This is a genomic window from Micromonospora parva, assembly GCF_000718515.1.
Classification (GTDB): domain Bacteria; phylum Actinomycetota; class Actinomycetes; order Mycobacteriales; family Micromonosporaceae; genus Micromonospora; species Micromonospora parva.
The window spans coordinates 59,768-82,612 of sequence record NZ_JNZS01000009.1; the positions used below are offsets into that span (position 1 = coordinate 59,768).

Below are 22,845 nucleotides of genomic sequence, written 5' to 3' on the forward strand. Positions count from 1 at the left end.
GAGCAGGTTTCACGTATCGGCTGCGGGGAGGCGGTCACGTCCAGGTGGGGACGGAACGCAGCGGGCCGGGCCGGAGCGGCCCCGTCCGCCCGGTCACCTCGCGCCCGTGGGTCGCGCATCATGCTCGGCGTCGGCCTGGCCCTCGTCCTGCTGGCCGGGCTCGCCGTGGCCGGGCTCAAGACGCTCAGCCACCGGTACGACCGCACGGTGACCAAGGAGCAACTGCTCGACCCCGACGCCCGTACCGCCCGCACCGACCTGGACGGGCCGCTCAACTACCTCCTGGTCGGCTCCGACCGACGACCCGGCGACAGCGGCCCGGACCAACGCTCGGACACCATCCTCATCGTCCACGTCCCCGCCGGGCAGCGGGAGGCGTACCTGGTCTCCATCCCGCGTGACCTGCTGGTCGCCATCCCGCCCGCCAACGGCTTCGGCGGTGGCCAGGACAAGATCAATGCGGCGTACGAGCACGGCGGCGGCGGGCAGGCCGGCGCCCAACTGCTCTCCGCCACCCTGCACCGGCTCACCGGAATCCAGTTCGACGGCGCCGCGTTGATCGACTTCTCCGGCTTCCGGAAGGTCATCGACCTGCTCGGCGGGGTACAGATGTGCGTGGACACCGAGGTCCGCTCGATCCACACCAACCGGGTCTTCACCACCGGCTGCCACCAGATGGACGGCGCGCAGGCGCTGGACTACGTCCGACAGCGCTACGACCTGCCCGGCGGTGACTACGACCGGCAGCACCACCAGCAGCAGTTGCTCCGGGCGATGCTGGACAGCGCCGGCAGGGCGGACCTGCGAAGCAACCCCGTCAAACTCGACCAGGTGCTGCGGGCGGTCGGCAGCTCGTTGACAGTCGACACCAACGGCGTACCCCTGGAGGACCTGCTCCTCGCGCTGCGCGCGCTGCCGCCCGACGGGATGCGCGGCGTCCAGGTGCCCTCCTCGCCGCAGACCATCGACGAGGTCTCGTACGTGGTGCTCGACAACGGGGGCAACGGGCTGTTCGAGGCACTTCGCGACACCCGGGTGCCGGCCTGGGCGCAGGTCAACCCCCGCTGGGTGACCCGGTTGTGACGGTGTCGACGGCCCGGTCGGTGCCGAACCGGGCCACGAGGATCTAGTGTTGCTTCCTGTGTTCGGACCCCAGGTTCCCACCGTGCCCGTGACCGAGATCGCCGACGAGACCTACCTGCTGGACGTGCGGGAGGACGACGAGTGGGCGGCCGGCCACGCCCCCACCGCCCACCACCTGCCGATGATGCAACTGCCGGCCCGACTGGCCGAGGTGCCCACCGACCGGGAGGTGGCCGTCGTCTGCCGCTCCGGCGGGCGCTCCGCCCAGGTCGTCGCCTACCTGATCAACAACGGCTGGGAGCAGGTGCGCAACGCCGACGGCGGGATGCGCCAGTGGGCCGCGGTCGGCCGACCTGTGGTCGACGCGAACGGGCAGCCCGGCCAGGTCATCTGAGGCCGGCGCAATGGGCGGGCCACTGGTCTTCGCGCACCGCGGCGCCTCGTTCGACCTACCCGAGCACACCCTCGCCGCGTACCTGCGCGCCCTCGACGAGGGTGCCGACGGCCTGGAGTGCGACGTCCGGCTGACCCGGGACGGGCACCTGGTCTGCGTGCACGACCGACGACTCGACCGCACCAGCAACGGCCGCGGTCTGGTCAGCGCGCGCACGCTCGCCGAACTGGACGCCCTGGACTTCGGCTCGTGGCACCCCGGCAGCGCGCCGGACGGCGACCTGCCACCGGACGAGTCGCACACCCGGCTGCTGACCCTGGCCCGACTCCTGGACGCGGTGCTCGCCGCCGGCCGGCCGGTCCGGCTGCTGGTCGAGACGAAACACCCGTCCCGTTACGGCTCGAACGTGGAACGGCGACTGGTCAACCTGTTACGCCGGTACGGGCTGGCCGACCCGACACCGGACGATCCGGTGCAGGTCACCGTCATGTCGTTCTCCCCGTTGGCGGTCCGTCGGGTGCGCGAGCTGGCCCCGACGCTGCCCACCGTGCTGTTGCTGGAGGTGTTGCCGCGCTGGTTGCGGTTGGGTCGGCTGCCGTTCGGCACCCGGATCGCCGGGCCGGGCATCAGCCTGGTCCGGGCCCGCCCGCAGCTGCTGCCCGCACTGCGCGCGGCCGGCAACCAGGTGTACGTCTGGACTGTCAACGAACCGGCCGACCTGGAGTTGGTGCTGACCGCCGGGGTGGACGGGGTCATCACCGACCGGCCGGCGTACGCCCTCGCCCGGCTGGACCGCTGAGCCGATCGGCCGGGCGGGGGTGCCCAAAACCGGGACGGCGGGGCAGACTCGGCACATGCCGGAGCGTATCGATTTCCCCGCTCTCATCGCCGGCCACACCGTCGTGATCGAGATGATCAACTCTGGGGACGCGGGCCTGCCGGTCCTCACCCAGCTGCTCCGGGTGGCCCAGCCGGCGCTCGGCGCGACCGGGATGGCGTTCGTCGAGTTCGGTCCGACAGGTGGCCGGGTGATCGCCGCTACCGGCGTGGCCGAATGGGCCCTCGGCCGACCACTGGCTGTCGACGACCCGGACACCGTCTGCCTGCTCGCCGGGCCACGGGTGCGCCAGGTGCGGGTGGGTGACCTCAACGGCAAGCTCGCCGGCGAACTGGCCGGCAGTGGCCTGCGTCGGATGGTGGTCTCCCGGGCCGAGATCGGCGGCCACACCGTCGGCAGCCTGCACGCGCTCTATCCCGGCGACGACGAGCCGGGCCCCGAGCAGCAGGGGGTGGTCGGCTACCTCGCGTCCTGCGTCGGGCACATGTACGGCGACCAGAGTGGCCTGCCGGTGCACGGTGACGGCCCGGTGGTGGCCGCCCTCGCCGACGGGCTGGCCGTCGTCGACCGGGACGGGCACGTCCGGCTCTGGAACCCGGCCGCCGCCCAGGTCACCGGCCGGACGGTCGAGCAGGCGCTGAACCACCCGTTGCCGTTCCCGCTGCCGCCCTCCGGGCAGGTTCGCGACCACCGACTGCCGGACGGCCGCTGGCTGCGGATCACCTCCGGCGAGCTGCCCGGGCCGGGCACGTTGCGGGTGGTCACCTTCCGCGACATCACCGACCAGCAGCGCCGCGATCACGACCGGGAGCTGTTCGTCGCGGTGACCAGCCACGAGCTGCGCACCCCGGTAACGGTGATCAAGGGCTACGCGGACACCCTCACCGACCACTGGGAGTCGCTGACCGACGTCGACCGCCGGCAGGCCGCCCGGGTGATCGGGCAACGCGCCAACGAGCTGGCCCGGCTGGTCGACCGGCTGCTCAGCTCTGCGGCGGAGGTGGGGCCGGGCGACGACCCGCCCACCCCGTTCGACCTCGCCGAGGCGCTGCGTTCCGCCGTCGTGGACCTGCCGGCGGAGCTGCGCCGCCGGCTGGTGCTCCGCCTCCCCGGCGATCTGCCCAAGGCCCTCGGTCACCGGCCCAGCCTGGCCACCGTGCTCACCGAGTTGACGACCAACGCCGGTAAGTACTCGGCACCGGACTCACCCATCGAGATCACCGCCTCGGTCGACGGGCAACTGGTCGCGTTCCGGGTCAGCGACCAGGGCATCGGCATCCGACCCGAGCACGTGGAACGGGCCTTCGACAGGTTCTGGCAGGGCGAGTCCGGTGACCGTCGCGGCTACCCGGGTGCCGGGCTCGGCCTCTATCTCGTCCGCCGGATCGTTGAACAGCAGAATGGATGGGTATCCCTACGTCCGAGGAACGGCGGCGGTACGGTCGCAGAGGTGCGGCTACCACGCGGTTGACCGAGGGTGGCGCGACGTGGAGGCGACGGTGGCAGCGGCAGCGGTAGCGAGGGATCAATCCTGGTGTGTGGTGGTTCCCCACCACCCGGGTGGGGCACGGCTGGCCCGACACCGGCTCGCCGCGGAACTGGCCGACGCCGTACCCCCGGCGCTCCTGGCGGACCTGATCGCGGTGCTCGCGGAACTGGTGGGAAACGCGGTACGGCACGCCAGGCCGCTGCCCGGCGGCGTGATCCGGGTCGCCTGGCGGCTGCGGCCCTCGGCCGAGGGCGCACTCATCCAGTTGCGGGTCACCGACGGCGGCGGCGCGAACAGCGGGCCCCGACTCCGGACGGCCAGCCCGGACTCGGCGGACGGGCGCGGGCTGCACATCGTGGCCGGCCTGGCCACCCGCTGGGGCGTCGAACAGGACGGCATGGGCCAGCGCGTCTGGGCGGAGTTCGACCTGGCGCCGGCACCCCGACCCGACCTGGTGCCGGCGGGCTGAGGACGGCCCGGGCGGGTCCCGGCCACGGCGAGCCGCTCGGGGCTCTAGGCTGTGACGCCGTGAGTAAGCGTCGAAAGAGCCAGCGCACCGCCGCCGACACCACCCCCCGCCGCGACAAGGTGCGGGACGTCTTCGTGCCGCGTCCGTTCGACGGGCTGGTCGACGAGTCCGAGTGGATCGCGCTGCGCGAGTTGGTGCCCGCCGCCTCCGCCCCGCTGCGGCTGGCGCCCGCCCTCATCGAGGAGTTCGGTGACCGGGCGGTGACGCTCGCCACGGTGCTGCCGATGGCCGCCCCGGCGATCACCAAGCCGGACGGCCGGGTGCTCATCGGTCTCCAGCGCCACCAGCAGTCCGGCGACGTCTCCCGGGATCTGGCCGACGCGTTGCTCAGCGCGTTGCGTACCGAGCCGGGCGGCCAGGTGGCAGTGCCGCCACTGCCCGGGCCCGGGCCCCGCCTGCAGGACATCCTCGTGGACGGTCCACTGGACATCACCATGCACGACGGTTTCGAGTTCTGGCTCGACCCCGGGGCCGCCGACGACCCGACCGTCCAGGCGTCGCTGGAGCGGGCGAACGCGGCCATCTACCCGACGGTGCGGCTGACCGCGGCGAAGGCCGCGTACTGGTGTCAGGTGCCGGAGAAGGCGCACGTGCGCTGGGTGCTGCCGGACGACGAGGACGGCGCCCTCGACGCGTTGGCCCGCCTCGGCGCGGCCGGCACCCTGACGCTCGGCGAGCAGACCAAGTTCGCCGGCATGTTCCGCGCGCACGGTCGACTCGTACCGGTCTGGGACCTGCCGGAGGACACCCCGGCGGCCGAGTGGGAGGAGCCGGTGGCGCAGTTCGCCAAGCGGTACGCCGAGGCGCTCACCGTCACCGACCCGCTCGACGCCGCCGACCGTCGGGCCCGTCAGGGGCTACTCGGCCGCCAGCTCACCCTGCGCTGAGCCGGGCGGTCCCGTTCAGCCGTTGACGGGTAGCGGCTCGCGGGTGATTCGGCAGGTCGGCGTCCGGCCCACCTGCCGCAGGCCGGCACCGACGGGCAGGACATGCAGCGCGGCCCGCCCCGGCCGGAGCCCAGCTCGGACCCGGCGATCGGGATCACCTCGATGCCGGCCCGCTCGAGTTGGGCGTTCGTCTCGGTGTTGCGCTCGTAGCCGACGCAGAGCCGTGGGGCCAACGCGAGGGTGTTGTTGCCGTCGTCCCACTGCTCGCGTTCGGCGGTGACCGGATCCAGCCCGGTGTCGATGACCCGGAGCAGGTCGAGGTCCATCGCGTCGGCGGCGGCCCGCAGGAACGGTGCCGGCCCGTCCACCCGCGGGTCCTCGCCGTCCCCGCCGGCGATCACCGTGTACGCGGACAGCGTGCTCGCGATGTTGGGATACATCAGCACGGCATCCACGTCGACCATCGTGCACACGGTGTCCAGGTGCATGGTGGCGCGCTCCTGGGCGATCGGCACCACCAGGATGGTGTGGGCCAGCCCGGCGGCGAAGACCTGCCGGCCGAGGCGCTCGGCGCCGGCCGGGGTCGTCCGCTCGCCCACCCCGACCGCCAGCACCCCGGGTGCGAGCAGCAACACGTCGCCGCCCTCCAGGTGCTCCAGGCTGGGGCGGTAGACGAACTCGGTGCCGGCGAACCGGGGGTGGTGGCGGTAGATGGCGTCGGTCAGTGTGGTTTCGCGGCGGCGGGCCGGCATGGCCAGGCTGGTGACACCCACCCGGTCGCCGATCCACAGCGACGAGTCGCGGGTGAACAGCAGGTTGGGCAGCGGGTCGATGACGAAGTCGTGTCGGTCCATCAGCGTGTAGACCAGCCCACCCGGCCGCTCCGAGCTGATCCGCAACTCCTCGTGGGCCAGCCCGGCGGTGAGCACGTCGGCCAGGGCGGCCGGGTCCAGGTAGGAGAGATGGTCGGCGACGCGGGCGCGCAGGGTGTCGCCGAGCCGTGGGGAGCGCAGCACCTCCTCGGTCAGCTCGGCCCGGGCGTCCTCGACGGCGAGCGTCTCGGCCAGCAGGGTGGCCAGGTAGAGCACCTCCACGCCGCGCTCGCGCAGGGCGGCGGCGAACGCGTCGTGCTCCTCCTGGGCGCGTCCCACCCAGGGGATCGCGTCGAACAGGAGCGAGTCGTTGTTGCGTGGGGTGAGCCGGGCCAGTTCGGGGCCGGGCCGGTGCAGCAGTACGGTGCCGAGCCGCCCGACTTCACTGTCGACGTAGTGGGTCACTCCCGCAGCGTAGGGCAGGGTTTAGCGGCATCCGAGAAAAGAACTGTGGATGAATATGGCATTCATCCACAGTCACTCCGGCGTTCCGGCTTGCCGAACACCGGTAGTGGCAACGTAGGGTAGTGAGGACATAACTTCGAGGGACCTTTTGCCGGAGGTCGCGATGACTGTCTTTCCCGCACGACGAGCCGTACCGTCCGCTCGGGCACTGCCGCCCGTCGCGGTGCCACACCCCCGCGTCGAGGCGCCGGGGGTTCTGGAACCGGTCCGTCCGACACCGCTCGAATGGGCCCGCCGTCGTCGGGCCGAGCGGGGTGCCCGCCGCCTGGAGGCGGCCGGGGCACGGGCGTTGGGCCAACTCGACCATCTCGGGCCCGCCTGGCACGTGATCGAGTGGCCGCGCACAGACGTGACAGACGTGCTCGACCGCGGGCAGGACGACCGGGCCGGGTTCCTCGCCATCGGGCCGAGCGGTCTCTTCGCCGTGACCATCGCCGACCACGGCCGGGCCAGGGTGCTCGTCGCCGGCGACGTCGTGCAGATCAACGGCAAACGGCCCCCGTACGTGGCCGAGTCCCGCCGGGACGCCAAGCGGGCCAGCAAGGCCCTCTCCGACGCGGTGGGGCTGCCCGTCCCGGTGACGCCGGTGCTGACCTTCGTCGGCTCCGGCGTCATCAGCGTCTACGGCCTTCCGAAGGACTGCCTGATGGCCACCCACCGGGAACTGGACCGGTTGCTCGTGGCCGGAGGCAGCCGGATCAGCCCGGCCACCGCCGAAAAGCTCTCCCGGGTCGCACAGCACCCCAGCACCTGGCTGAACGGCACGTACCGTCCAACGGCCGACTACCGGTGGTACGACGAGGGCCGAACGGCCGCTGACAAGCCGGCCCACCGCCGGTAACGTCACCGGCGACGCCACGCGGCTCCGGTCCCCCTTCACCTCACCGGTCTCCGCGCCGTCGCCGGTCGCCTCGGTCAACCCCGCGCGGCCCGGTGACCCGGTGCGCTCGGTGATTCCGTCGGCGACCCGCTAGCGTGGACAGTCGATCGGTGCACATAGGAGGCGCGGTGGCCCACGTCGAACTTTCGCTCTCGGAAGCGTTCGTGCCGGCGGCGCGGGCCTCGACAGAGCCGGAGTCCGACAACGTCGGCCAATGGTCGTCGACAGTCTCCCGGGCCGATGAGCCGTGTCTGCTGATCGACGCCGACACCCGGGTGGTGGCGATCTCCACGGCCGGCTGCGACCTGCTCTGCCTCGGCGAGCCGGACGGGCTGATCGGCCGACCGCTGCTCGACGGCGGGCTGCGCCTGCTCGACTTCACCGCCAACCGGGGCGAGCTGACCGAAGCCGAGATCGACAAGATCCCGCCCCTGCTGGCGCTCTCCTCCGGCCGGCTGGCCCGTGGGCTGCTCCGGGTGCAGGCCGCCTCGGCGAACAGCTCCGACGCGACAGTCGACGCGATCTCCACCCCGCTGCTCACCGACGGCACCGTGGCCGGTTCACTCACCTTCTTCTCCGAGGTCTGACCTGCGGCGGAGTGTGTCGTGTGCCGCACGCGGCGTTGCCCGGGCGGGCCCGCCGGAAGGCCGTAGGGTGCCTTCATGCTCGATATCGCCCTGTTGCCGGGGGAATACGCTGTGTGCCGGATGGCCGCCGGCAGCACCCTGCCGTACGCGCTGTCGAGCGGGCTGCGCGGAACGGACGTGGTGACGGTGAGCTGGACCTCCGACGGCATCTCCGTGATCTGCCCGATCGACCGGGCGCCGGCACAGGCCGTACTGGAGACGACCTGGCGTTGTCTGCGGGTCACCGCCCCGGTGGCGCTGGCCGGCGCCGGCAGCCTGGCCGCGCTCGTCGACCCGCTCGCCGAGGCCCGGGTCAGCGCCGTCACGTTCTCCACGTTCGACACCGACTATCTGCTGGTGCCGACCGTCCGGCTGACCGAGGGAACGGCGGCCCTCCAGCGTGCCGGGCACCGCGTCACCGGTTGACCTTCACCCGATCGGCCGCTCACCCTACGATGGGCTCGGCCACCCCGGCCGCGACGAATTCTCCGATGTCCCGAGGATCGGCCCGTGCCGTTCACCCCACCCCACCCCGCTCCCCCCGCACCGCAGGCGACGATTCACCCCCCACCGGCGACTGACGAGCGGGCAGCGCATCGCGTACCCACGCCGGCCATCACCCGGGTCCTGCCGATGGTGCTCGCCGTCGCGGTGCTGGCCGGCTGCGGTGCCCCACCCGGGCTGGGAGAACCGACGGGCGTGGCCACGCACACCGCGAGCCCGACGACGCCCGCCCCGAGCACCGCGCCCACGACCACGCCGCCCACCGCACCGCCGCTCGCCACTGTGACGCCCACCGCGGACGCCGGGTTGGTCGCGACCGCGTGCCGCAACGGGCCGACCGGGCAGCGGGTTCAGCAACTCTTGCGCGGCCAGGCCGGAGTGCTTCCAGCGAACGTCCGGGTGCGGGTCCGCACCGGGCCACTCTGTGCCGGCGACTGGCAGTTCACGGTGCTGGAGGTGACCGGGCACGAGGAACTCCAGGTGGTCACCCGGGGCAGGGCCAGCGCCCCGGTGCTGGTAACCGCCGGCACCGACGTCTGCACCGTCGAGGTACGCGCCGTCAGTCCGGCCGGGATCCGCACCCTGGCCTGTGACGCCGGCCCGGCCAACGGGCCAGGTGCGTAGGCTGATCGGCATGCCGGGAACACCGCCGACGCGATTCGTCTACCTGGGGCCGGAGGGCACCTTCGCCGAACAGGCCCTGCGCTCCCTGCCCGCCGCCGAGCGCGGCACCCGTACACCCGCCCGGAGCGTCGGCGAGGCGCTGGACAGCGTCCGGGCCGGCGACGCCGACGCCGCGCTGGTGCCACTGGAGAACTCGATCGGCGGCGCGGTGGGCGTCACGCTGGACGAGATGGCCGAGGGCGAGCCGTTGGTGATCACCCGGGAGGTGGTCCTGTCGGTGGAGTTCGTGCTCGCCGCGCGACCCGGCACCTCGCTGACCGAGATCCACACCGTGGCGGCCCACCCGCAGGCGTCCACCCAGTGCCGAGGTTGGCTGCGCGACCACCTGCCCGACGCCGTGGTGGTCGATGTGCTCTCCAACGGCGCGGCCGCCGCCGGTGCCGGCACTGGCGAGTACGACGCGGCGATCTGCGCGCCGATCGGCGCCTCCGGGCACCGGCTCACGACACTCGCCGACAAGATCGCCGACCACCCTGACGCGGTGACCCGGTTCGCGCTGGTGTCCCGCCCCGGGCCGCCCCCGCCGCCGACCGGTGACGATCTCACCTCGCTCGCGGTCTACATCGCCCACGACCGGGTCGGCGCGCTGCTGTCCGTGCTGATGGAGCTGGCCGTCCGGGGCGTCAACCTGACCCGGATCGAGTCCCGTCCGACCGGCGAGGCGCTGGGCCGCTACGTCTTCTTCCTGGACTGCACCGGCCACGTGGCCGACGTACGCCTGGGCGAGGCGTTGCAGGGGCTCCGTCGGGTCTGTGCCGACGTCCGCTTCCTGGGCTCCTACCCCCGGCACCGATGGGCCGGGACGGCGGGCCAACGCCCGGTCCCCGCGCCGGCGGGCCTCTCCGACGTCGACTACGCCGACGCGGCGGCCTGGCTGACCCGACTACGTACCGGTGAGCTGACCTGACCGGCCGGGCGCCCCCGAGAACCGGGAGCGCCCACGCCGCTGTGGTGGTCAGCTCAGCGCCGCCGTTGTGGTCAGCTCAGCAGGCCGCCGAGCAGGCCGCCCTCCTGCTGCTGCTGACCGCTGCCCATGACCGGCGGCTCCTCGGACGGCTGCACCACGACGAAGCCCTGACCGGCGAAGCTCATGGTGAACGACTCACCGGTGCGACGGCCGAGCAGCGTGCCGAGGCCGAGCTGCTCGGCCCGGTGGTAGCCGGTCTGGAGGTTGGCCGACCAGCAGACGGCGGCCTGCGGGTCGACGTACGTCGGGGCGTCCACGTTGAGCACGACCGGGGTGCCCTTGGTGGTGATGGCGATCCGCCCGTAGCCGCTGAAGACACAGTTGAAGAGGCCGGAGGACGACGCCATCCCGGCACCGCCGACCATCCTGATGTCGTACTGGAGGGTGGAGTCGAAGGCGAGCACGCTGCTGCCGTTGATGGAGAGGGCGTCGCCCGGCTCCAGGTCGATGATGTGCACGTCCTTGGCCAGCTCGGCGAGGAAGACGTCACCCTGGCCGGAGACCTTCATCAGCGGGACACCCTCGCCGGTGAGCTTCTGCTTGAGGAACTTGCCCAGCCCGCCCGAGCCCAGCGCCTGGAACTGCACATTGCCCTGGTAGGCGACCATCGACCCGACCCGGGCCATTGCCTCGCCGTTGAGCTCGATCTTCAACATCTTGGAGTTCTGCAACCGCATGCCGGGCTGCGCGGACTCCTTCTCCAGATTCTCCGTGGAGAACAGCTCGCTGCGCATGAAAGGGCCTCCTGAATAGGGTCGCGTTCGCTGCACCGACGGTAGGCGACCCCGGCAAGCACCAGCCATCGGTTGGGCGGCGCGTCGCGACCGTCGAGCGGCGGGGGCGGGGGCAGCGGCGCGTCGCGACCGTCGAGCGGCGGGGGCAGCGGGGCAGCGGCGCGTCGCGGCCGTCGAGCGGCAGCGGGGCATCGAGGGCGGGGGCCGGGGCGGGGCCGGGGCGAGGGCGGGGGCGCGTCGAGCGCGGGGGCGAGGGCGGGGCGGCCGAGCGGCGAGCGGCGGGGGCGGGGCGGAGGCGGCGGGGTGGCGAGCCCGGGCTCAGCCCCAGCCGAGCGCGTGCAGCCGCGCGTCGTCGATGCCGAAGTGGTGGGCGATCTCGTGCACGACTGTCACCGCCACCTCGTCGATGACGTCCTCGTCGTTGTCGCAGATCCGCAGGATGGGATGGCGGTAGATGAAGATCCGGTCCGGCAGCACTCCGGAGTAGTCCCAACCGCGCGCGGTGAGCGCATGCCCCTCGTAGAGGCCGAGCAGGTCGGCCTCTCCCGGTGGCGGGTCATCCTCGACCAGGATCACCACGTTGTTCATCAGGCCGAGCAGTTCCTCGGGCACCTCGTCGAGGGCTTCGCCGACCAACTCCTCGAAGCGCTCACGGCTCATCTCCACCGGCACCTCGCCCATTGTGCCCGACGCGGGGGCAGGCGGCCTGGCTCTACTAGACGACTATGGCCGTCATTCGCACCCGCACGGAAGAAGCGACCACCCGGGAACGGGCGGAGGCTTCTTCCGTGGACGTACGCGGTGTGGGTCGGCTTGCTCAGGCGGCCAGGCGGGCGCTCAGGGTGATCTCGGCACCCGGCGAGAGCAGACGGGAGATCGGGCAGTTGGCCTTGGCTGCCTCGGCGAGCTTCTGGAACTCCGCCTCGTCGATGCCCGGGATCTGGCCGACCGTCTCCAGGTCGATCCGGGTGACGGTCATGCCGGCGTCGGTCTTGTCCAGGTGCACCTTGGCGGTGGTCTCGACCGAGGTGGCCGTCGAGCCCGCGTCGGCAAGCGCCTTGGAGAACGCCATCGAGAAGCAGCCGGCGTGCGCGGCGGCGATCAGCTCCTCGGGGTTGGTGCCCTCACCCTCCTCGAAGCGCGACTTGAAGGAGTAGTTGCCGGACAGGCCGCCCTTACCGGTGCGGACGGTGCCCGCGCCCTCGGTGAGGTTGCCCTGCCACTGTGCTGAAGCGGTACGGATTGGCATGGGGCAAACGCTAGCGGAAACGCGACCGCCGAGCGACAGACCGGCGCGCTCGCCAGCCCTGCGATCCCTGTCACCACCAGCTTGCTGTGCCATGATGCGACCCAGGCCCGAGACCGGCGGAAGGGTGGCCGATGTCCGAGGAGCTTCCAATCCCCCGGCAGGGCGATCGGTCCGAGGCCCCCGCCGTGATCGAGTGGGGTGCCGTCGACACGACCCGCCGGGGCCGGTTCGCCTGGTCCCTGGCCGGCCTCGCGCAGGATCCTCGGCTGCCGCTGCTGCTCGCCGGTCTGGGCGCGGTGGCCGCGATCGCCTCACTTCTCGGTGAGTGGCTCGTGATGAGCCTGCCGAACGGCGGGCCCGAGGGGAACTCGACGATCGAGGTGCCCGCCGGGGTGTCCGAGGTCGGTGGCTTCGGGGTGGGCTACCTGGTCGGCCTGCTCGCCCTCGTCTGCACCGTGGTGCTGGCGTTGCGGGGCACGGCGGCCGTGCGGCCGAACGCCCGGCTGGCCGGTCTCGCTCTGGCCGGTGCCCTGTTGGCACTGCTGGTGGCCGCCACTGCCACCCTCGACGACCCCAGCCAGCGGGACTTCTTCTACTCGCCCGACGACGGCTTCCGGGCCGAGTACGGCCGTGGGCTGGTGATGGCGTTCGCCGCCTGTGTGCTGTTCGCGGCCGCCCTGCGGCTGGCGCCTGCCGCACCCCCCGGCGCGTTCGACCGGCCGGACGAGGACCGGTCCGCCGACGGGCCAGCACCGCGCCCCTGGCGCCGCCGCCGCAACCCCGACCCGATCGAGGACGGCCTGCCCGCCCCCGCCGACCTGACCGTCACCCCCGCCGCCCCCTTCACCCGCCCCGACCCACAGCACTGACCTCCACCGTCACCCCCAGCCCACGTCGATAACAGCGCCCCACCACGCCCTGGTCCCAGGTCCCACCCCACCACGCCGGGTCCCAGGCCCCACCCCACGGCGCCCGAGTCCCAGGCCCCACCCCACCCCACCGCGCTCGAGTCCCCGGCCCCGGCCCACCGCGCCCGGCTCCCCGGCCCCGGCCGACCCCCCACGGCCCCGCGCCCAAGCCCTCGGCCCACCCCCGCCAAGATCGTGCTTGAACATTGATGTAGTGGTATCCGCGCGGCCCGCAGGCCACTACTTCCTTGATTGAGCACGATCTTGGGATGAGCGGGGAACTGGCGGTCGCACCGGCCCCGCTCGCAGCCCGACATAAGGCCCAAACATAGCCCGGCGGCCCAAAGCACAAGATCGCGGACCGCACGGCGGCCCAAAGCACGGCGACCCCAAGCGCGAGATCACGGACAGCGCGAGGAAGCCGAGGCAGCGCGTAAAGGCTGCGGCACGCGGGGGACACCGCAGGGGTGCCGGGGGTTGGCGTCCGATTCGCCTGGAAGCCATGGTTGGGGCCCTTTTCGCGAGGTACGGTTGCTGCCCGCCGTCACGCCGGGCCGCGCTCTCCCTGGCCATGGCAGGTGCGACGGCGGCGGGCGAAGGAGGAACGATGACCCGCCCGGGACTGCCCAAGTTGATCGCGACCGACCTCGACGGGACGCTGGTCCGCAGCGATGACACCGTCTCCGCGTACACCCATGGGGTGCTCGACCGGGTGCGCGCCGCCGGAATTCCGGTGGTCGGCGCGACCGGACGCGGCCCTCGGTTGAGCGAACTGACCCGCAACGACATCCGCGCCGCCGACTTCCTGGTCATGGCCGGCGGCGGATGGGTGGTCGACCAGAGCGACCCGAGCGGCCCGGTGGTGCTCCGCGACGAGCGGTTGCCCGCCGAGGTGCTGGCCCGGCTGCTCGCCGATCTGGAGGCGCAGGTCGGCCCGCTCACCGTCATGGTCGAGGCGTCCGACGAGCACGACGCCCCGCTCTGGGGTGACTACCACGAGAGCTGGCCCTACCAGGACCGCTTCGAGGCGCGCACCCGTGACGAGTGCCTCGCCTCCGACGTGATCAAGGCCTTCGCCCGGACCGCCGACCACCACGTGGACGAGCTGCTGGCGGTGGCCCGCGAGATCATCCCGCCGCAGGTCGCCACGCTCACCCAGGCCGGGCTCGGCTTCGTCGAGATCTGCCCGCCCGGCGTGGACAAGGCGACCGGGCTGACAGTGGTGGCGCAGACCCTCGGGGTCGACCCGGCCGACGTGCTGGTCTTCGGTGACATGCCCAACGACTTGCCGATGTTCGGATGGGCCGGCTGGTCGCGGGTGGCAGTGGCAAACGCGCACCCCGCGCTGCGCGCCGTCGCCGACGAGGTGACCTTGCGCAACGACGACGACGGGGTGGCGGTGTATCTCGACCGGCTACTGTCCCGGTAATGGGAAACACGCCCCGCCTCATCGCCACCGACATCGACGGCACGCTGATCCGCGACGACCACACCGTCAGCCCACGCACCGCCGACCTGCTCGCCCGGATCTCCGCGGGAGGCACGCCGGTCGTCCTGGTCACCGGCCGTCCGGTCCGCTGGCTCAAGATGGTGTACGACCAGCTCGCCCGGCCGCTGCCGGCGGTCTGCGCCAACGGCGCCGTGGTCTACGACCCGTTTGAGGACGAGGTGGTGCGGGCCGACCCGCTCGCACCACAGCACCTGGCGGAGGTGGCCCGGAGGCTACGGGCCGAGGTGCCTGGGATCAGCTTCGCCGTGGAGATCCTGGACAGCCGGGAGATGCGGCACGAGGCGCACTACCCGCTGCGCTGGGACGCCGACGCCGACGGCATCCGGCCGATCGAAACGCCGGAGGAACTGCTCTCGGTGCCGGCGGTGAAGCTCCTCGCCCGCGCCGGTGAGCAGGACCCGGACGCCTTCGCCGAGCTGATCGCCACGGCGGTGGCGGGGCTGGCCGAGGCCACCCACTCGTCGTCCTCGGGGCTGGTGGAGATCTCCGCGGCCGGGGTGACCAAGGCGGCGGGGCTGGCCTGGTACTGCGACCAGCTCGGGGTGGCCGCGGCGGACGTGCTGGCCTTCGGCGACATGCCCAACGACGTACCGATGCTGACCTGGGCCGGCCGTGGGGTGGCGGTGGCCAACGCGCACCGCGCCGTCCTGGCGGTCGCCGACGACGTGACGACGGCGAACACCGAGGACGGCGTGGCGGCGTACCTGGAGGGGATCTTCGGGGTGGACTGAGGTCAGAGGTACTGACCGGTGTTGTGACCCTCGCCGCCGCCCGGCTGGCCGATGCCCGGCATCCCGGGGACGATTCCGCCGGGGCCGCTGGGCAGCGCCTGCCGGCCGCCGCGCATCTGCTCCAGCTGCACCCGGGCGGCCATCTGCTGGGCCACCAGCGCGGCCTGGATGCCGTGGAACAGGCCCTCCAGCCAGCCGACGAGCTGGGCGTGCGCGATCCGCAGCTCGCCCTCGCTGGGGGCCTTGTCCTCGGTGAAGGGCAGCGAGATGCGCTCCAGCTCGTCGCGCAGCTCGGGGGCGAGGCCCTCCTTGAGCTCGACGATCGACCGCTCGTGGATCTCCCGCATCCGGTGGCGGCTGGCGTCGTCGAGAGGTGCGGCCTTCACCTCCTCCAGCAGCTGCTTGATCATGCTGCCGATCCGCATCACCTTGGCCGGTTGTTCGACCAGGCGGGTCGGGTCCTCACCCTGGCCCTCGTCGGTCTGCATCGTGCCGATCGGCCGACCGTCCGGGCCGACCACCACCACGGTGCCGGACTGGCCGGAGTCGTCGGGGCCGGGCTCGTCGTTCTGTCCAGCTGAGCGCGCTTCGGTCATGGGGTCCATCTTTACCCAGTGGGCGCGGGCCATGCCCCCCGGGACCGACTCCCGGGGCCGAACCACCCCTGCGGGGCGCGCTACCGTCGCGCCATGCCTGTCGACCCGCGCGCCGTGTTGACCCGGCCCGCTCCGGAGCCCGACCGGACCGTGGCGTACGGGGACGACCCGAATCAGGTGGCCGATCTGCGCCTCCCGGCGGGGACCGGGCCGGCCCGGCCGCTCGTCGTCGTGCTGCACGGGGGGTTCTGGCGGGCCGAGTACGACCGGCGGCACACCGGCCCGCTGGCCACGGCCCTCGCCGCCCAGGGCTACCCGGTGGCGCAGCTGGAATACCGCCGGACGGGGCAGCCCGGTGGCGGCTGGCCGGGCACCCTGACCGACGTCCTGACCGGGGTGGCCGAGCTGCCCGTGCTGGCGGCCGACGCGCTGCCCGGCCGGGTGAGCCCGACCCCGCCGATCCTGGTCGGGCACTCCGCCGGGGGTCACCTGGCGCTGTACGTGGCGGCCACCGCCCCGGCCACGGTGGGCGGGGTGCTCGCCCTGGCCCCGGTGGCCGACCTGGGCGAGGCGTACCGGCGCGATCTGGACTCGGGCGCGGTCGCCGCGCTGCTCGGCGGCGGCCCGGAGCAGGTCCCGGACCGGTACGCGACGGCGGATCCACGGATGTTGGTACCGATACGAACACGCACAGTAGTTATACACGGTTCAGACGATCATCAGGTGCCGGCGGACATGAGCCGGGATTTCGTAGCGGAAGCCAGTGCCGCAGGATCCGATATCTCCCTTGTTGAACTGCCTGGATGCGAGCATTTCGGGCTGATCGACCCGGAGTCCGTCGCCTGGCCCCAGGTCCTCGCTGTGTTGCGGTCCCTGCACGATGATCACTAGCCATTGACGCAGCGTCGCGGACCAGGTAGAACGCCGGAGGGGCGGTGTTCGGCCCTGTAACGCTTCCTTGGAAGGAACTCGGTGTCGCAGATGAATCGCAGGCGGGCGCTCCAACTGTTGGCCGCGCTCGGTACCACCGGGTTCGTCGCCGGGTGTGGCTCAGACAGTGACGCCGAACCGACCGCCAACCGCAGCCCGGTCAAGATCGGGTTGATCACGCCGCAGGCCGGCGGTTTCAAGAGCATCGGCGACGACATCACCAACGGCTTCCAGCTCTTCCTCGACCTGCACGACCAGCGGCTGGGCGGCCACCCCGTCGAGCTGCTGACCGCCGACGAGGGCGACACCGCGAAGACGGGCAAGGCCGCCGTCGAGGGCCTCCTCAAGCAGGGCGTGCTGGCGCTCACCGGCGTGGTCAACTCGGCGGTGATGGTCGGCATCCGGGACACCGTGGAGCAGGCCCGGGTCCCGCTGATCGGCTCCAACGCCTCACCGAGCAGCCTGCAGAGCGTCTTCTACATCTGGCGGACCTCGTACGTGCTCGACGAGGCCGGCCGGGCGCTCGGGCGTTACCTGCGCGACCAACTGCCGGCCAACGGTCGGGTCGCGATCATCATGCCGGAGAACGTCGGCAGCCCGGACGTCGTACGCGGCTTCAAGCAGGAGTTCGGCGCGACCGACCCGCGGATCAGCGACCCGGTGACCTACACCAACGCCACCGGCAACCCCGGCAAGACGACGTACGCCTCGGACATCTCCAAGGCGCTGGCCAAGAAGCCCACCGCGGTCTTCTGCTTCTTCGCCGGGGCGGCCGCCGTCGAGTTCATCAAGCAGCTGCGGGAGAAGTTCGCCGGGCCGATCTACGCACCGGGCTTCCTCACCGAGGGCACCGTGCTGGAGAACCTGAAGGACAACGCGCTGGGCATCCAGACCGCGCTGAACTACTCGGCCGACCTGAACAACACGTCGAACCGGGTCTTCGCCTCGGCGTACCGCAAGAAGTACCAGGTCACGCCCACCACGTACGCGATGGCGTCGTACGACGCGGCGCAGGTGCTCGACCAGGCCATCCAGCTGACCGGCGGGAAGCCGACGCCGCAGCAGGTCAACCTGGCCCTGGGCAAGATCGGCCAGATCGACAGCCCGCGCGGCATCTGGCAGTTCAACCAGCCGCGTACCCCGCAGCAGAAGTGGTACCTGCGTGAGGTGCAGCGCGACGGTCAGGTCATGTCGAACGTGCTGATCAACGAGCTGGCCACGCTGGGCTGACCGCCCGCGCAAGCACGGTTCGGGGCCGGCCTCCCAGTGGGAGGCCGGCCCCGAGACGTTAGTGGGTCAGTGCCGCAGCTCGGCGATGCAGCACTTCACGCTGCCGCCGCCCTTCTTCAGCTCGGCCAGCTCGACGGGGACCGGCGTGTACCCGGCCGCCTTGAGCTTGCCGGCCAGGCGGGTGGCCTCGCTGTTGAGGACCACGTTCGCGCCGTCGCTGACCAGGTTGAGCCCGAAGGCCATCGCGTCCTCGTCGTCGGCGATCACCGCGTCCGGGAAGAGTTGGGTGAGCACCCGCTGGCTGGCCGCGGAGAACGCGCCCGGGAAGTAGACGATGTTCTCGTCGTCGATGGCCGCGAGCGCCACGTCCAGGTGGTAGAAGCGCGGGTCGATCAGGCGCAGCGACACCACCGGACGACCCAACGCCTCCTGCGCCTCCGCGTGCGCGGGGATCTCGGTGCGGAAGCCGTGCCCGGCCAGGATGAGTCCGCCGTGCGCCTCCGGCACGTACGCGAAGTCGCCCTCGCCCTCGTTGGTCTCGCTGGGTGCGATGAACCGCCAGCCCTGCGCCTCGTAGAAGGCGTGGTGGGCGGCGGCCTCGGCGGCCCGCTGCTCGTGCTTGAACCGGGCGCCGTAGACGCTGCCGTCCACCACGAAGCCGCCGTTGGCGGCGTAGACCATGTCGGGCAGGCCCTGCTCGGGGGTGAGCAGGTGTACCTCGTGGCCGAGGCCGACAAGCGTCTCGCGCAGCCGGTCCCACTGCTTGACGGCCAGGTCCCGGTCGACCGGGGTGGTCACGTCCATCCACGGGTTGATCGCGTACTCGACCGCGAAGTAGTCCGGCGAGCACATGAGATATGTCCGCTTTCGCGGGAAACGCTGCTGGTTCACGGTCACCAAGAGTAGGTACCGTGGAACGTTGAAAACAGCCACAAGTGTTGCTTCCCAGAGGCGGAACGTTGCAGATAGACGCGGTAGACCAGCGGATCATTGCGTTACTTGTCGCGGACGCCCGCGCGTCGTACGCCGACATCGGCGCTCGGGTGTCACTCTCCGCCCCAGCGGTCAAGCGTCGCGTCGACCGACTACGCGCCACCGGCGTGATCAGGGGATTCACGGCCGTCGTTGATCCGGCCGCCGTCGGCTGGACGACGGAAGCCTTCGTCGAGCTGTTCTGCGCCGGCCGGACCACCCCGGCGCAGATCGGTGTGGCCGCCCGCCGACACCCCGAGGTGGTCGGCGCGTACACCGTCTCCGGGGAGGCGGACGCGCTCGTGCACCTCCGCGCCGCCGACATCGCCCACCTGGAGGCAGCGCTGGAACGACTGCGGGCCGAGTCCTTCGTGACCTCCACCCGCAGCACCATCGTGCTCTCCCGGCTGGTCGAATCGCCCGGCGTCGGGCCGTCCGCCGGCACCTCTTGACCTCAACCCGAGTTGAGGAGATGGACTGACCCCGAGTGGGCGAGGCAGCCCATCGAGGCCGAGGGGGCTGTCATGCGGGCGATCTGGTTACGGGAGTTCGGCGGACCCGAGGTGCTGGTCCCCGGCCCGGCGCCCGACCCGGTGCCCGGACCCGGGCAGGTGCTGATCGACGTCGCGCACGTGAACATCACCTTCATCGAGACGCAGCTACGCTCCGGACGCCCCGGCCCGTTCCGGCTCACCCCACCGCTGATCCCCGGCAACGGCGTCGGCGGGGTGATCACCACGGTCGGGTCGGACGTCGACCCGGCGCTGACCGGGCGCCGGGTCGTCAGCGCCACCGGCGGCTCCGGCGGGTACGCCGAACGGGCGGTGGTGGACGCGTCCGCGCCCTTCGAGGTGCCGGCCGGGCTGGCACTGGACGACGCGGTGGCCCTGCTGGCCGACGGACGGACCGCCACCCTGCTGGTCGAGGCGGCCGGCGTTCGCCCCGGCGACCGGGTGCTGGTGGAAGCGGCGGCGGGCGGCGTGGGCAGCCTGCTCGTGCAGCTCGCGGCGCGCGCCGGCGCACAGGTGATCGGGGTGGCCGGCGGCGCGCGCAAGGTGGACCTGCTGCCCGGCCTCGGTGCCGACCTGACGGCCGACTACCGCCTGCCGGGCTGGGCCGACCAGATCCGGGACGTGGTGGGCGGAGTCGACGTGGTGTTCGACGGCGTCGGCGGCCCCATCGCCCGGACGGCGTTCGAGCTGCTGGACCCGGGTGGCCGGATGGTCAGCTTCGGGCTGGCCAGCGGCGGGTGGTCCCCGGTGTCGGCGGAGGACGCCACGGCGCGGCACGTCACGCTGGTCCGGCCGGACGTGCCGCCCGCGCGGATGCGCGCGTACACCGATCAGGTGCTGGCGGGCGCGGCGGCCGGCCAGCTACGGCCGCTCATCGGCCAGCGCTTCCCGCTGGAACGCGCGGCGGACGCGCACGCCGCCATCGAGGCGCGCGCGACAGTCGGCAAGACCCTGCTGGACGTGAACTGACCGGGTTCAGAGGTACATGCCGGTGCGGTGCTCCGACTCGTCGCGCCGGACCGGCTTGTCACCCTCACCGAAGAACCGCTTGCCGCCGAACTCGCCGTGCAGACGGTCGTCCAACTCGTCGGCGAGACCGGTCATCACCTGCACCGCGAGCATCAGATGGGTGGCCTGGAAGTTGCGGCCGAACACCGGGATGGACGCCCAGACCGTGTCATCGGCGCAGTAGAGGCGGCCGATCGGCATCCGGTTCGTCAGCTCGGAGAGCTTCACGTAGAGCCGCTCGGTCGGCTCCACCTCGGTGAGCACCGGGGAGAACACGTCCACCAGGGGCGGGTTGTCCCGCACCCGCACGAAGACCATCGCCGAGCCGGCGCGGATGGTGATGTCGCCGTCCGAGTCGATCTGCAACCGGTCGGTGTCCGACTTCAACATCGTGGAGACCACGGTACGGACCCGGTCGGCCAGGTCGAGCACGTCGTCCCGCTCGACCTGAGCGGCAGCCGCCTCGGCCAACGCCTCCTCCAGGTCCGCCTCGACATCGGCGTCCGGGCCGAACTCGCTACGCGCGGTGCCCAGCGGGTCCACCGTCAGCGGTTCGCCCTCGGCGTCGTGCACCAGGTAGACGAGGAAGGCCGGGTGCGGGGCACCGTAGACGTCCCGCAGCGTGCGGGAGAGCAGCGTGGCCACCTGGGTCGACTCGCCCGTCGTGGCGTTCAACCCGAAGGAACCGCCGGAGCCGGCGACCACCCCGGGCGGCGACCAACCGAGCGCGACCATGTCCGCCACCGCGCCCCGGTCCAGTCGGTACCCCGCCGGCAGGGTGGCGTTGCCGACCGCGCGGGCGGACAACACCCGGTCCGCGTCCACGTCCACGCTTATCGAGTAGACGGCGTCACCGGTGCCGGAGGCCGTGGGATCGAGGGTCACGTCGAGGTGCGCGCCGACGGGAAGTTCCCGCAGCCGCACGGCGAGCGCGCGGGCGAACTCCCGCCACGCCTCGGTCACCTTCGCCCGCAGGTCGGTGGTGCTGGGCTCGTCGAGCAGGATCGATTCCGCCGGCTCGGTCGAAGCGCCGGGCAGCTCACCGTGCGGGGCCGAGGGGTGGTCAGCCGTCATGATCGCCTCCGTCCGTCACGATCACCCTACCCACGCCGCCGGTAGGCCGAATCAGCCCGGACCGGGATCGGACAGCGGCGGTCAGCGGGCCGTCGGGTCCGCGGGGTCGGCACCCAACTCGACCGGCCAGGTGCCCGCCAGCGCGCTGAGCCGGGCCGCGGCGTCCGCCGGCTCGGCACCCCGGCCGACCGCCAACCCGAAGAGGTACGCGGTCACCGGCGCCCCGGGACGCAGCACCTGGTGGGCGACGTCCCGGGCCAGATCGAGCACCGCCGGCACCGGCACCGCGGCCGGGTCCAGATCCAACTCGGCGCACACCGCCGTGACCCAGTCGTCCATCACCGTCATCGCGCCCACTCCTCCGCCCGGCGTACGTCCTCGTCAGTGTCGCAGTCGAACCACGGCGGCGGCCCCTCGCCGGACCAGGCCACCTCCCGCACCACGAGACCGGCCAGCAGCGCCCGGACCGGCGCCCCGGACAGGCTCCCGCCCCGCTCGACGGCCAGCCGGTCCAACGCCGCCCGCAGCGCCGCGACCCGCCAGACACCACAGAGCGACTGCCGCCGCCCGTCCCCGTCCACGAAGCACACCCCGTCCGGTCCCCGCTCGCCGCCGCTGGGCGGCGGTGCCGACGCGGAGCGGTCTCCGGCCGGTCCGGTGCGTGCGGACTCACCGTCGAAGTGGTTCAACAGGTCACTGATCGCGGCCCGGGTGAGCAGCGGCAGATCGCCGGCGAGCAGCGCGACAAGGGCGATGTCGGGATCCAGCAGCGCCAGGCCGGCCGCCGCCGCGGCGACCGGGCCCCCGCCGGGCGGGTCCTCCCGGACGACCCGCACACCCGCCGGCACGCCCTGGGCCGCACCGACCAGCACCCGCGGCGTCGCGTCGGCGACGGCGGCCAGCACGCGGTCACGCATCGGCCGACCACCGACCGGAAGCGCGGGCTTGTCGACCCCGCCCATCCGTCGGGCGGCCCCACCCGCGAGCACCACTGCTGCGTACGTCCCCACCCGGCCACGGTAACCGTGCCGGCGCTCGGATGCGCCAGCCCAACCCGTCACCCTGGTGATCATGGAGTTGTCGCTCGACACGCCGACAACACGCGCGGACAACTTCATGATCAACGCGCGGGGTGGGGGTGGGTGGGGTTGGGGTGGGTGGTTCGGGGTGGGG

Annotated in this window: 27 protein-coding genes; 18 read left to right on the top strand and 9 right to left on the bottom strand. The window is 72.4% G+C overall.

Annotated features, from left to right (window positions below; translation table 11 throughout):
* The first annotated feature begins 120 nt into the window (after window positions 1-120).
* The 6 genes from IF22_RS0113165 to IF22_RS0113190 all read left to right on the top strand — a co-directional run bounded on the left by IF22_RS0113165 (window position 121) and on the right by IF22_RS0113190 (window position 5,220).
* Window positions 121-1,083: an LCP family protein gene (locus tag IF22_RS0113165; protein ID WP_030331691.1), complete on the top strand. Its 963-nt coding sequence runs from the start codon at window positions 121-123 to the stop codon at window positions 1,081-1,083.
* A 58-nt stretch (window positions 1,084-1,141) separates the two neighbouring features.
* A complete protein-coding gene (locus IF22_RS0113170) occupies window positions 1,142-1,477 on the top strand; it encodes a rhodanese-like domain-containing protein (RefSeq protein WP_030331693.1) in 336 nt (111 codons plus the stop codon).
* A 10-nt stretch (window positions 1,478-1,487) separates the two neighbouring features.
* Window positions 1,488-2,276 (top strand): glycerophosphodiester phosphodiesterase, encoded by a 789-nt coding sequence (locus IF22_RS0113175; protein WP_030331695.1) that lies wholly within the window; start codon window positions 1,488-1,490, stop codon window positions 2,274-2,276.
* A gap of 55 nt (window positions 2,277-2,331) precedes the next feature.
* Complete coding sequence (locus IF22_RS0113180) at window positions 2,332-3,786, top strand: PAS domain-containing sensor histidine kinase (RefSeq protein WP_030331697.1); 1,455 nt, start codon at window positions 2,332-2,334, stop codon at window positions 3,784-3,786.
* A 67-nt stretch (window positions 3,787-3,853) separates the two neighbouring features.
* The gene (locus IF22_RS0113185) at window positions 3,854-4,273 is read left to right on the top strand and encodes an ATP-binding protein (RefSeq protein ID WP_030331699.1); all 420 of its coding nucleotides are present in this window, start codon (window positions 3,854-3,856) and stop codon (window positions 4,271-4,273) included.
* Window positions 4,274-4,332: 59 nt separating this feature from the next.
* On the top strand, window positions 4,333-5,220 hold the full coding sequence (locus tag IF22_RS0113190) for a DUF5926 family protein (RefSeq protein ID WP_030331701.1): 888 nt from the start codon (window positions 4,333-4,335) through the stop codon (window positions 5,218-5,220).
* Here IF22_RS0113190 and IF22_RS0113195 read toward each other — a convergent pair.
* Window positions 5,184-6,497 (bottom strand): arginine deiminase, encoded by a 1,314-nt coding sequence (locus tag IF22_RS0113195; RefSeq protein WP_051708445.1) that lies wholly within the window; start codon window positions 6,495-6,497, stop codon window positions 5,184-5,186. The two genes, IF22_RS0113190 and IF22_RS0113195, sit on opposite strands and share 37 nt — an antisense overlap.
* Before the next feature lie 163 nt (window positions 6,498-6,660).
* Between IF22_RS0113195 and IF22_RS0113200 the strand changes: the two genes are divergently transcribed.
* The 5 genes from IF22_RS0113200 to pheA all read left to right on the top strand — a co-directional run bounded on the left by IF22_RS0113200 (window position 6,661) and on the right by pheA (window position 10,158).
* Window positions 6,661-7,398, top strand: coding sequence for a hypothetical protein (locus tag IF22_RS0113200; RefSeq protein WP_030331709.1), 738 nt, complete (start codon window positions 6,661-6,663; stop codon window positions 7,396-7,398).
* Window positions 7,399-7,565: 167 nt separating this feature from the next.
* Window positions 7,566-8,024, top strand: a complete 459-nt coding sequence (locus IF22_RS0113205; RefSeq protein ID WP_030331711.1) for a hypothetical protein — start codon at window positions 7,566-7,568, stop codon at window positions 8,022-8,024.
* Window positions 8,025-8,099: 75 nt separating this feature from the next.
* Window positions 8,100-8,489 carry an ACT domain-containing protein gene (locus IF22_RS0113210; RefSeq protein ID WP_030331713.1) on the top strand — a complete coding sequence of 130 codons (390 nt, stop codon included), beginning with the start codon at window positions 8,100-8,102 and terminating at the stop codon, window positions 8,487-8,489.
* A gap of 207 nt (window positions 8,490-8,696) precedes the next feature.
* Window positions 8,697-9,191 (top strand): hypothetical protein, encoded by a 495-nt coding sequence (locus tag IF22_RS0113215; RefSeq protein ID WP_030331715.1) that lies wholly within the window; start codon window positions 8,697-8,699, stop codon window positions 9,189-9,191.
* 10 nt (window positions 9,192-9,201) lie between these two features.
* Entirely contained in the window at window positions 9,202-10,158 is a 957-nt protein-coding gene (pheA, locus tag IF22_RS0113220; protein WP_030331717.1) for a prephenate dehydratase, read from the top strand.
* A 71-nt stretch (window positions 10,159-10,229) separates the two neighbouring features.
* On the opposite strand, the gene IF22_RS0113225 is transcribed toward pheA, so the two are convergent.
* From IF22_RS0113225 to IF22_RS0113235, 3 genes are all read right to left on the bottom strand, one after another.
* Window positions 10,230-10,952 (bottom strand): AIM24 family protein, encoded by a 723-nt coding sequence (locus IF22_RS0113225; RefSeq protein WP_030331719.1) that lies wholly within the window; start codon window positions 10,950-10,952, stop codon window positions 10,230-10,232.
* 318 nt (window positions 10,953-11,270) lie between these two features.
* A complete protein-coding gene (locus IF22_RS0113230; protein ID WP_030331721.1) occupies window positions 11,271-11,618 on the bottom strand; it encodes a metallopeptidase family protein in 348 nt (115 codons plus the stop codon).
* A 151-nt stretch (window positions 11,619-11,769) separates the two neighbouring features.
* Window positions 11,770-12,201: an OsmC family protein gene (locus tag IF22_RS0113235; protein WP_030331722.1), complete on the bottom strand. Its 432-nt coding sequence runs from the start codon at window positions 12,199-12,201 to the stop codon at window positions 11,770-11,772.
* Window positions 12,202-12,332: 131 nt separating this feature from the next.
* Here IF22_RS0113235 and IF22_RS0113240 point away from each other — a divergent pair, with 131 nt between their 5' ends.
* The 3 genes from IF22_RS0113240 (at window position 12,333) to IF22_RS0113250 (ending at window position 15,350) form a co-directional block, all read left to right on the top strand.
* Window positions 12,333-13,070, top strand: coding sequence for a hypothetical protein (locus IF22_RS0113240; protein ID WP_030331723.1), 738 nt, complete (start codon window positions 12,333-12,335; stop codon window positions 13,068-13,070).
* A 646-nt stretch (window positions 13,071-13,716) separates the two neighbouring features.
* Entirely contained in the window at window positions 13,717-14,538 is an 822-nt protein-coding gene (locus tag IF22_RS0113245) for an HAD family hydrolase (RefSeq protein ID WP_030331724.1), read from the top strand.
* Entirely contained in the window at window positions 14,538-15,350 is an 813-nt protein-coding gene (locus IF22_RS0113250) for an HAD family hydrolase (protein ID WP_030331725.1), read from the top strand. The genes IF22_RS0113245 and IF22_RS0113250 overlap by 1 nt, the downstream gene beginning before the upstream one ends.
* Window positions 15,351-15,352: 2 nt before the next feature.
* Here the strand turns inward: IF22_RS0113250 and IF22_RS0113255 are convergent, their stop codons facing one another.
* Window positions 15,353-15,955 carry a bacterial proteasome activator family protein gene (locus IF22_RS0113255; RefSeq protein WP_030331726.1) on the bottom strand — a complete coding sequence of 201 codons (603 nt, stop codon included), beginning with the start codon at window positions 15,953-15,955 and terminating at the stop codon, window positions 15,353-15,355.
* Window positions 15,956-16,039: 84 nt separating this feature from the next.
* Between IF22_RS0113255 and IF22_RS0113260 the strand changes: the two genes are divergently transcribed.
* Window positions 16,040-16,837, top strand: a complete 798-nt coding sequence (locus tag IF22_RS0113260; protein ID WP_030331727.1) for an alpha/beta hydrolase family protein — start codon at window positions 16,040-16,042, stop codon at window positions 16,835-16,837.
* An 81-nt stretch (window positions 16,838-16,918) separates the two neighbouring features.
* On the top strand, window positions 16,919-18,106 hold the full coding sequence (locus IF22_RS0113265; protein WP_030331728.1) for an ABC transporter substrate-binding protein: 1,188 nt from the start codon (window positions 16,919-16,921) through the stop codon (window positions 18,104-18,106).
* Window positions 18,107-18,172: 66 nt separating this feature from the next.
* Here the strand turns inward: IF22_RS0113265 and ddaH are convergent, their stop codons facing one another.
* Window positions 18,173-19,006 (bottom strand): dimethylargininase, encoded by an 834-nt coding sequence (ddaH, locus tag IF22_RS0113270; protein WP_342446904.1) that lies wholly within the window; start codon window positions 19,004-19,006, stop codon window positions 18,173-18,175.
* Between the two features lie 59 nt (window positions 19,007-19,065).
* Between ddaH and IF22_RS0113275 the strand changes: the two genes are divergently transcribed.
* Together IF22_RS0113275 and IF22_RS0113280 are read left to right on the top strand one after the other, a co-directional pair.
* Window positions 19,066-19,530, top strand: a complete 465-nt coding sequence (locus IF22_RS0113275; protein WP_030331732.1) for an Lrp/AsnC family transcriptional regulator — start codon at window positions 19,066-19,068, stop codon at window positions 19,528-19,530.
* A gap of 72 nt (window positions 19,531-19,602) precedes the next feature.
* Window positions 19,603-20,559: a zinc-binding dehydrogenase gene (locus tag IF22_RS0113280; protein WP_030331734.1), complete on the top strand. Its 957-nt coding sequence runs from the start codon at window positions 19,603-19,605 to the stop codon at window positions 20,557-20,559.
* Window positions 20,560-20,565: 6 nt separating this feature from the next.
* Here the strand turns inward: IF22_RS0113280 and IF22_RS0113285 are convergent, their stop codons facing one another.
* The 3 genes from IF22_RS0113285 to mobA form a co-directional block, all read right to left on the bottom strand.
* A complete protein-coding gene (locus IF22_RS0113285; protein ID WP_030331736.1) occupies window positions 20,566-21,672 on the bottom strand; it encodes a T3SS (YopN, CesT) and YbjN peptide-binding chaperone 1 in 1,107 nt (368 codons plus the stop codon).
* An 81-nt stretch (window positions 21,673-21,753) separates the two neighbouring features.
* A complete protein-coding gene (locus IF22_RS0113290) occupies window positions 21,754-22,020 on the bottom strand; it encodes a DUF6457 domain-containing protein (RefSeq protein ID WP_030331739.1) in 267 nt (88 codons plus the stop codon).
* Window positions 22,017-22,745, bottom strand: a complete 729-nt coding sequence (mobA, locus tag IF22_RS0113295; RefSeq protein ID WP_209444549.1) for a molybdenum cofactor guanylyltransferase — start codon at window positions 22,743-22,745, stop codon at window positions 22,017-22,019. The genes IF22_RS0113290 and mobA overlap by 4 nt, the downstream gene beginning before the upstream one ends.
* Between the last annotated feature and the right edge of the window lie 100 nt (window positions 22,746-22,845).

What these genes read in the sequence shown, in the direction of transcription:
- IF22_RS0113165 (WP_030331691.1), top strand. Translation starts at nt 121, where the DNA reads ATGCTCGGCGTCGGCCTGGCCCTCGTCCTGCTGGCCGGGCTCGCCGTG.
- IF22_RS0113175 (WP_030331695.1), top strand. Translation starts at nt 1,488, where the DNA reads ATGGGCGGGCCACTGGTCTTCGCGCACCGCGGCGCCTCGTTCGACCTA.
- IF22_RS0113180 (WP_030331697.1), top strand. Translation starts at nt 2,332, where the DNA reads ATGCCGGAGCGTATCGATTTCCCCGCTCTCATCGCCGGCCACACCGTC.
- IF22_RS0113200 (WP_030331709.1), top strand. Translation starts at nt 6,661, where the DNA reads ATGACTGTCTTTCCCGCACGACGAGCCGTACCGTCCGCTCGGGCACTG.
- IF22_RS0113210 (WP_030331713.1), top strand. Translation starts at nt 8,100, where the DNA reads ATGCTCGATATCGCCCTGTTGCCGGGGGAATACGCTGTGTGCCGGATG.
- IF22_RS0113215 (WP_030331715.1), top strand. Translation starts at nt 8,697, where the DNA reads ATGGTGCTCGCCGTCGCGGTGCTGGCCGGCTGCGGTGCCCCACCCGGG.
- pheA (WP_030331717.1), top strand. Translation starts at nt 9,202, where the DNA reads ATGCCGGGAACACCGCCGACGCGATTCGTCTACCTGGGGCCGGAGGGC.
- IF22_RS0113225 (WP_030331719.1), bottom strand. Translation starts at nt 10,952, where the DNA reads ATGCGCAGCGAGCTGTTCTCCACGGAGAATCTGGAGAAGGAGTCCGCG.
- IF22_RS0113235 (WP_030331722.1), bottom strand. Translation starts at nt 12,201, where the DNA reads ATGCCAATCCGTACCGCTTCAGCACAGTGGCAGGGCAACCTCACCGAG.
- IF22_RS0113240 (WP_030331723.1), top strand. Translation starts at nt 12,333, where the DNA reads ATGTCCGAGGAGCTTCCAATCCCCCGGCAGGGCGATCGGTCCGAGGCC.
- IF22_RS0113245 (WP_030331724.1), top strand. Translation starts at nt 13,717, where the DNA reads ATGACCCGCCCGGGACTGCCCAAGTTGATCGCGACCGACCTCGACGGG.
- IF22_RS0113250 (WP_030331725.1), top strand. Translation starts at nt 14,538, where the DNA reads ATGGGAAACACGCCCCGCCTCATCGCCACCGACATCGACGGCACGCTG.
- IF22_RS0113255 (WP_030331726.1), bottom strand. Translation starts at nt 15,955, where the DNA reads ATGGACCCCATGACCGAAGCGCGCTCAGCTGGACAGAACGACGAGCCC.
- IF22_RS0113260 (WP_030331727.1), top strand. Translation starts at nt 16,040, where the DNA reads ATGCCTGTCGACCCGCGCGCCGTGTTGACCCGGCCCGCTCCGGAGCCC.
- IF22_RS0113280 (WP_030331734.1), top strand. Translation starts at nt 19,603, where the DNA reads ATGCGGGCGATCTGGTTACGGGAGTTCGGCGGACCCGAGGTGCTGGTC.
- IF22_RS0113285 (WP_030331736.1), bottom strand. Translation starts at nt 21,672, where the DNA reads ATGACGGCTGACCACCCCTCGGCCCCGCACGGTGAGCTGCCCGGCGCT.
- IF22_RS0113290 (WP_030331739.1), bottom strand. Translation starts at nt 22,020, where the DNA reads ATGACGGTGATGGACGACTGGGTCACGGCGGTGTGCGCCGAGTTGGAT.
- mobA (WP_209444549.1), bottom strand. Translation starts at nt 22,745, where the DNA reads ATGATCACCAGGGTGACGGGTTGGGCTGGCGCATCCGAGCGCCGGCAC.